This is a genomic window from Brevundimonas sp., from assembly GCF_036402095.1.
GTDB lineage: Bacteria > Pseudomonadota > Alphaproteobacteria > Caulobacterales > Caulobacteraceae > Brevundimonas.
Genome location: NZ_DASWTO010000004.1, coordinates 1 through 6637, shown reverse-complemented (window position 1 = coordinate 6637; position 6637 = coordinate 1). Strand labels below are relative to the sequence as shown.

The window sequence follows — 6637 nt, the reverse complement described above, 5'->3', positions numbered from 1 at the left end:
CCCCGCGTCCGAATAGCCCAGATACCGCTTCTTGCGCGCGACGTCGGTCAGTCGCGGCAGCACCGCCTCGGCGATCCGGCACGAGCCGTATCCGCCCCGCGCGAACCACACCGCGTCCAGCCGCGGATCGTTGGCGTATTCGACGAAGGCCGCCGCCCGGCTGGCGTCGTCGCCGCCGAAATGACCATGTTTGCCGAAGCTGGCCGGGTGGAACACCACCTTGATCGAGCCGTCCGGAACATGGGTCTCGAACCACGCGTGCACGGCGTCCGCCCGCTCCCGGCTGAAGCGCGAACTGGCGTTGACGATGCCGATTTTCATACGTGATCCCATTGCCCGCCAGCGGCCCGTTTGCCGTACTGACGGTAGACCTCTCGTTTAGCGAATTGCGTGGCGATCAGCAGGAAGATGCACAATGACCAGGCCGGCCAGAACGGCGGCGCCCAGGACGACGGCAACCATCTCCGAATGACTGCGATCAGAAAGGCGGCTGTCAGGACGCTGACGATGAGTCCAAAGATCAGCCGCACCCATTTGGGAGGCCTCGCAGCCGCCAGCAGCGCCCGCTCATGACGCGACATTTTCCCCATGCAGAACTCGAACAGGCGGTCCGTGAAATTGGGGTCTCGGGGTGTCGGCATCCGATGTGGAATCCTCGCGATCGGCCAAGCCTACGGCCCATCGTGCCATTCTGGAAGCCATCCGCCTCGCGCCCCCTCTTCCCCGCCGCGCTGATCCCGCCTAGTCACCCCTGATGGCGAACGACGACTATTTCTTCTGCGGCATCGGCGGCTCGGGCATGCTGCCGCTGGCGATGATCGTGCAGGCGCGGGGCGGCCGCATCGAGGGCTCGGACCGCTCGCGCGACCAGGGCCGGACGCCGGAGAAATTCGCCTGGCTCGAGGCCCACGGCGTGACCCTGCACCCCCAGGACGGCTCCGGCGTCACCCGCGCCTCCCAGACCGTCGTCGCCACCGGCGCCATCGAGGAGACCGTGCCCGATGTCGGCGCCGCCCGCCGCGCCGGCGCCCGCATCGTCACCCGACCGGAGCTGCTCAGCCAGCTGTTCAACGCCGCCCCGGCCTCCATCGGCGTCGCTGGCACCAGCGGCAAGTCGACCATCACCGGCATGATCGCCTGGATCCTCCATCAGGCCGGACGCGAGCCCACCGTCATGAACGGCGCGGTGATGACGAATTTCGCCGACGCCGACCACCCGTTCGCCAGCGCCCTGATCGGCGGGCCCGACCTGTTCGTCTCCGAGGTCGACGAGTCCGACGGCTCCATCGCCCGCTACGACCCCACGGTGGCCGTGGTCTCCAACATCTCGCTGGACCACAAGTCGATGGAGGAGTTGCGCGATCTGTTCGGCGGCTTCACCGCCCGCTCCGCCACCGCCGTCCTCAACCTCGACAATCCCGAGACGGCGGCGCTGGCCCAGCAAATGGTCGAGGCCGGGAGGGGCGGCGCCGTTGTCACCTTCGCCCTCGGGAACGGGACCGCCGATCTCTCGGCCCACGACCTCGAGCCCCTGCCGACCGGCATGCGCTTCCGGCTGACCGAGCGCGCCACCGGTCTCGACCGTCCGGTCGCCCTGCCCGTCCCCGGCGCCCACAACGTCGCCAACGCTCTCGCCGCCCTCGGCGCCGCGCGGGCGGTCGGCGTGCCTCTCGACCGGGCCGTCGCCGCACTGGAGACCTTCGCCGGCATCCGTCGGCGCATGGAGGTGGTCGGGACCGCCGCCGGCGTCACCGTCATCGACGACTTCGCCCACAACCCCGACAAGATCGCCGCCACGCTCAAGACTCTGCACGCCTTCGACGGCCGGCTGCTGATCCTGTTCCAGCCGCATGGCTTCGGCCCCCTGCGGCTGATGAAGGACGAGTTCATCGACGGCTTCACGGGCCTGCTTCGCCCCGACGACCTCCTGCTGATGCCCGAGCCCGTCTACTACGGCGGCACGACCGACCGCAGCGTCGGCAGCGAGGATATCGCCTCCGGCGTCCGCGCCGCCGGCCGCAGCGCCGAGGCCCTGCCCACCCGCGAGGCCTGCGGCCACCGCCTCGTCGCCCTCGCCCGCCCCGGCGACCGCATCGTCGTCATGGGCGCCCGCGACGACACCTTGTCGACCTTCGCGGTTGAGCTTCTGGAGCGCCTCCGCGCTTCGGGCGGATGATCCAGGACCTCCCGCCCCCGCTGCCGGATGTCGTCGTCACCGGCGCCCGCCTGCCTCCCGCCGCCGGCGAGGCCGCCTTCTCCGTCATCCGCCTCGACGACACCGACCTGCGCGACCAGCCGCGGCTGGACGAGGCCCTGGCCTCCGTCCCGGCCGTCTCCCTGTTCCGCCGCACCTCCAGCCAGTCGGCCAACCCCACCACCCAGGGCATCTCCCTGCGCGCCATCGCCCCGTCCGGCGCCGGCCGCACCCTCGTCACCCTCGACGGCGCGCCGCTGAACGACCCGTTCGGCGGCTGGGTGATCTGGTCGCAGGTTCCGACCGAAAGCCTGTCCGGCCTCGACGTAGTGCGCGGCTCCGGCGCCGGTCCCTGGGGCGCCGGCGCCCTGACCGGCGTGATCCAGCTACGCGAGCGGGACACGGGCGCGGTGCTCGACGCCTCGGCCGGCGAACGCGGCGGGGCTCGCCTCGGCGCCTCGGGCGCGGCGGACCTCGGCCCCGCCCGCCTCGTCGCCTCAGCCCTCTACGAGACCAGCGACGGCTACGTCCCCGTGCGCGGCCCGGCCGCGGGCGCCGCCGACACCCCGCTGGATCTCGCCGTTCGCGCTGCGGCCCTGCGCGCCGACATTCCGTTCGGCGAGGCCGCCCTCTCCCTGCGCGCCTCGACCTTCGAGGAGACGCGCGGCTCCGGCCTCGCCGGCGCCCGCGCCAAGGCCGGCGGCCACGCCCTGTCGGCCGCCGTCGCCCTCCAGCCCCGCGCCGACCGCCCCGGCTGGCGGCTGCAGGTCTGGCGGCGGGAAAGCGACCTGGCCAACAGCGCCGTCGCCGTCGCCGCCGACCGCGCCTCCACCACCCCCGCCAACGACCAGTACGAGACCCCCGCCACGGGGTGGGGCCTCAACGCCGCCTGGCGCCGCGTGATCGTCAGCGGGATCGCCCGCGTCGAATGGGAGCTCGGCGCCGATGCCCGCTTCAGCGAAGGCGAGACCCGCGAGCGCTTCCGCTTCATGTCCGGCGCCTTCACCCGCGGCCGCGTCGCCGGCGGGGAGACCTCGGTGGCCGGCCTCTACGGCGAGGGCTCCTGGACCTCCGGCGCCTGGCTGGTCGCCGGCGGCGTCCGCTATGACGGCTGGCGCAGCGAGAACGGCCGCCGACTCGAAACCGACCTCGCCACCGGCCTGCCGACGCTCGACGAGAGCGATCCCGACCGCTCCGGCGAGGTGGCCAGCGCCCGTCTCGCCGTTCGCCGCCAGATCCGTGACGGACAGGCGCTTCGTCTGGCCGCCTACACCGGCTTCCGCCCCGCCACCCTAAACGAACTGCACCGCCCGTTCCGCGTCGGCAACGACCTGACCGAGGCCAACGCCGCCCTGGAGCCGGAACGCCTCACCGGCGTCGAGGCGGGCTGGGCCTGGGCGGGTGATCGCGCCTCCCTGGCCGCCACCGCCTTCTGGACCCGGCTCGAGGACGCCATCGTCAACGTCACCATCGGCGAAGGCCCCGGCGTCTTTCCCCGCGCAGGCTTCGTGCCCGCCGGCGGCGTACTGCGCCGACGCATGAACGCCGGGACCATCGATGCGGCGGGCGTCGAACTCGACGGTCGCCTCGACCTCACAGGCGCCCTCTCCCTCCGCGCCGCCCTGTCCGCCACCGACGCCCGCGTGGACGGCGGCGTCATGGCGCCTCAGCTGACCGGCCTGCGCCCGGCTCAGGCTCCGATCTGGAGCGCCACGGCCGGACTGGAGTGGCGACCGGCGGACCGCCTGGCCCTCGCCGCCGACCTGCGCTGGGAGAGCCGCCGCTTCGACGACGACCTCAACAGCCGCGTCCTCGAGGCCGCCGCCACGGTCGATCTGCGCGCCGACTGGGCCGTGACGCCGTCCGCGACCATCTGGCTCGCCGCCGACAACCTGTTCGACGCCGACGTCGAGGTGTCCGAAACCGCCACCGGGGTCGCCGGCTTCGGCCCTCCGCGCACCTTCGGCGTCGGGGTCCGGCTCTCACGCTGATCCGTAGAATCCCTCTATTGCAAACGGTTCGCAACTTCGGCACAAGCCGGGCGTGACCGACGCCGCCGCGCCCGCCAGGCCTCCGAAGGCCCTGAACGCCAGACGCTCGTTCTGGCTCAAGCAGCTGCATCAGTGGCACTGGATCTCGGCCGCCGTCAGCCTGATCGGCCTGCTGCTGTTCGCGGCGACGGGCATCACCCTGAACCACGCCGCGCAAATTCCGGCCGAGCCGGTCACGGTGGAACGGACCGCGACCCTGCCCGCCCCCCTGCTGGAACGCCTTGAGGCCTTCCCCGCCGAAACCACCGACCCGGTCCCTGATGCTGTCGCCCGCTGGGCCGCAGACGCCTTCAAGGTCCGCATCGCCGGCAGGCCGACCGAGACCACGGCCGACGAGGTCTACGTCGCCCTGCCCGAGCCGGGCGGTGACGGCTGGCTGACCATCGACCGCGCCACCGGCGAGGCCCTGCGCGAACGCACCACCCGCGGCTGGGTCGCCTGGCTCAACGACCTGCACAAGGGCCGCAACACCGGCCGGGTCTGGTACTGGTTCATCGACGTCTTCGCCGCCGCCTGCGTGGTCTTCGCCCTGACCGGCTTCGGCCTGACCTGGCTGCATGCCCGCCAGCGCCCCTCGACCTGGCCGCTGCTCGGCCTCGGCCTGCTGATCCCCGCCGTCATCGCCCTGCTGTTCATCCACTGATCGCCGCACGAGCCTCCGATGCGTAACCTCACACTCGCCGTCACCGCCGCCGCAACCAGCGTCCTCGCCGGTCCCGCCCTGGCCGCCGACCTGAACGTCTCGATCGAGATTCCGCGCCTGTCGGTCGCCGCCTATCACCGCCCCTATGTCGCGGTGTGGATCGAGCGACCCGACAACACCGCCGTGCGCACGCTCGCGGTCTGGTACGAGGTCTCCAACGTCGCCGAGGGCGAGGACTGGCTCAAGGACATGCGCACCTGGTGGCGCCGCGGCGGCCGCTCGCTGAGCCTGCCCGCCGACGGGATTTCCAGCGCCACCAAGGCCCCCGGCCGGCACACCGTGTCCGTGCCCGGCGCCCGCCTCTCCAGCCTGCCCGCCGGCGATTACGTCCTCGTCGTCGAGGCGGCCCGCGAGCAGGGCGGCCGCGAGGCGGTCCGCGTCCCCTTCCGCTGGGGCGCGGCCAACACCGCCCGGGCCTCGGGCTCCTCCGAACTCGGCGCCGTCAGCGTCGCCGTCACCCGCTAAGGATCGTCGCCATGAAGAAGTCGCTCGCCCTCCTCACCGCTATCGCCGCCCTGGCCCTGCCGATGACGGCCCAGGCGCACCGCGCATGGCTGGCCCCGACCTCGACCGTGCTTTCGGGCACGGACGCCTGGGTCGGCTTCGACGCCGGCATGTCCAACGGCGTCTTCATCCCGGACCACGCCGCCATGGGCCTCGACGGCCTGGTCATCACCGCGCCGGACGGCTCCAGGGTCGCGCCGGAGAACGTCATGCGCAGCCGCTATCGCTCGACCTTCGACCTGCACCTGACGCAACGCGGCACCTACCGGGTCGCGAATGTGATGGGCGGCGTGGTGGTCAGCTACAAGGTCGACGGCGCCACCCGGCGCTGGCGCGGAGCCGAGGCCGATATCGCGGCCAACGTCCCGGCCGGGGCCACCGAAGTGACCGCCACCCGTTCGGACAGCCGCGTCGAAACCTTCGTCACCCTTGGCGCGCCGACCACGGAGGCCCTGCAGCCGACCGGCGAGGGCATCGAACTGGTTCCCGTCACCCACCCGAACGACCTGGTCGCCGGCGAACCCGCGACGTTCAGACTGGTCCGCGACGGCCGGCCCGCCGCCGACCTGGACGTCACCGTCGCCCGCGGCGGCACGCGCTACCGCGACAATCCCGAGGAGATCACGGTCAGGACGGGCGAGGACGGCGCCTTCACCGTCACCTGGCCCGAGCCGGGCATGTACTGGATGAACGCCTCCGTGCGCACCCCCGCGAACGGCGACCAGATGGCCTCGACCGCCCAGTACAACGGCGTCGTGGAAGTGCTGCCCTGACCGACGCCGGCGCCCCGCCTGACCGTCCCGCCCCGCCGCCGGGTCCGACCGGCGGCAGCGGCCCGCGCGTGGACAACCGCGTGCTGGTCCCGACCCACGGCAAGGCGCCGTCGCGCCCGCCGTCGGACCTGATCTGGGACTTCGCCGGCGAAACCATGGGCACGACCTGGGCGGTCCGGCTCGTGCCGCCTCTTGGCCCGTCGCGCGCCGCCTTCCAGTCCGCCATCGAGGAGGAGCTGGGTCGGATCATCCTGCTGTTCAGCCACTGGGAGCCGCGCTCCGAACTGTCGCGCCTCAACGCCGCCCCTCCAGGCTTCTGGGCCGTGTCCGAGCCGTTCTGGGCCATGCTGAACGCCGCGCTCGAGCTGGCGGACGACACAAACGGCGCGGTCGACCCGACCCTTGGCGCCCT

General features: G+C 72.6%; 8 protein-coding genes. 6 read left to right on the top strand and 2 right to left on the bottom strand.

Going from position 1 to position 6637, the window contains the following annotated elements:
• Together VGD32_RS00345 and VGD32_RS00340 are read right to left on the bottom strand one after the other, a co-directional pair.
• On the bottom strand, positions 1 to 321 hold a 321-nt coding region (locus tag VGD32_RS00345), incomplete at its 3' end, for an LD-carboxypeptidase (RefSeq protein WP_331029921.1).
• Positions 318 to 641, bottom strand: coding sequence for a hypothetical protein (locus VGD32_RS00340; protein ID WP_331029920.1), 324 nt, complete (start codon positions 639 to 641; stop codon positions 318 to 320). The genes VGD32_RS00345 and VGD32_RS00340, both read right to left, overlap by 4 nt.
• Positions 642 to 754: 113 nt before the next feature.
• On the opposite strand from VGD32_RS00340, the gene VGD32_RS00335 reads away from it, so the two are divergent.
• The 6 genes from VGD32_RS00335 to VGD32_RS00310 all read left to right on the top strand — a co-directional run.
• The gene (locus VGD32_RS00335; RefSeq protein WP_331029919.1) at positions 755 to 2176 is read left to right on the top strand and encodes a glutamate ligase domain-containing protein; all 1422 of its coding nucleotides are present in this window, start codon (positions 755 to 757) and stop codon (positions 2174 to 2176) included.
• Positions 2173 to 4185, top strand: coding sequence for a TonB-dependent receptor (locus tag VGD32_RS00330; protein ID WP_331029918.1), 2013 nt, complete (start codon positions 2173 to 2175; stop codon positions 4183 to 4185). Before VGD32_RS00335 ends, VGD32_RS00330 begins: the two co-directional genes overlap by 4 nt.
• A 52-nt stretch (positions 4186 to 4237) precedes the next feature.
• Entirely contained in the window at positions 4238 to 4888 is a 651-nt protein-coding gene (locus VGD32_RS00325; RefSeq protein ID WP_331029917.1) for a PepSY-associated TM helix domain-containing protein, read from the top strand.
• Between the two features lie 18 nt (positions 4889 to 4906).
• Complete coding sequence (locus tag VGD32_RS00320; protein ID WP_331029916.1) at positions 4907 to 5413, top strand: DUF2271 domain-containing protein; 507 nt, start codon at positions 4907 to 4909, stop codon at positions 5411 to 5413.
• Between the two features lie 11 nt (positions 5414 to 5424).
• Positions 5425 to 6225: a DUF4198 domain-containing protein gene (locus tag VGD32_RS00315; RefSeq protein WP_331029915.1), complete on the top strand. Its 801-nt coding sequence runs from the start codon at positions 5425 to 5427 to the stop codon at positions 6223 to 6225.
• 80 nt (positions 6226 to 6305) lie between these two features.
• Positions 6306 to 6637: FAD:protein FMN transferase (locus VGD32_RS00310; RefSeq protein WP_331029914.1), on the top strand; the 332-nt coding region annotated here is incomplete at its 3' end.

Bases quoted from the DNA above. Each gene is read 5' to 3' on its own strand.
- VGD32_RS00340 (WP_331029920.1), bottom strand. From the start codon at position 641: ATGCCGACACCCCGAGACCCCAATTTCACGGACCGCCTGTTCGAGTTC.
- VGD32_RS00335 (WP_331029919.1), top strand. From the start codon at position 755: ATGGCGAACGACGACTATTTCTTCTGCGGCATCGGCGGCTCGGGCATG.
- VGD32_RS00330 (WP_331029918.1), top strand. From the start codon at position 2,173: ATGATCCAGGACCTCCCGCCCCCGCTGCCGGATGTCGTCGTCACCGGC.
- VGD32_RS00320 (WP_331029916.1), top strand. From the start codon at position 4,907: ATGCGTAACCTCACACTCGCCGTCACCGCCGCCGCAACCAGCGTCCTC.
- VGD32_RS00315 (WP_331029915.1), top strand. From the start codon at position 5,425: ATGAAGAAGTCGCTCGCCCTCCTCACCGCTATCGCCGCCCTGGCCCTG.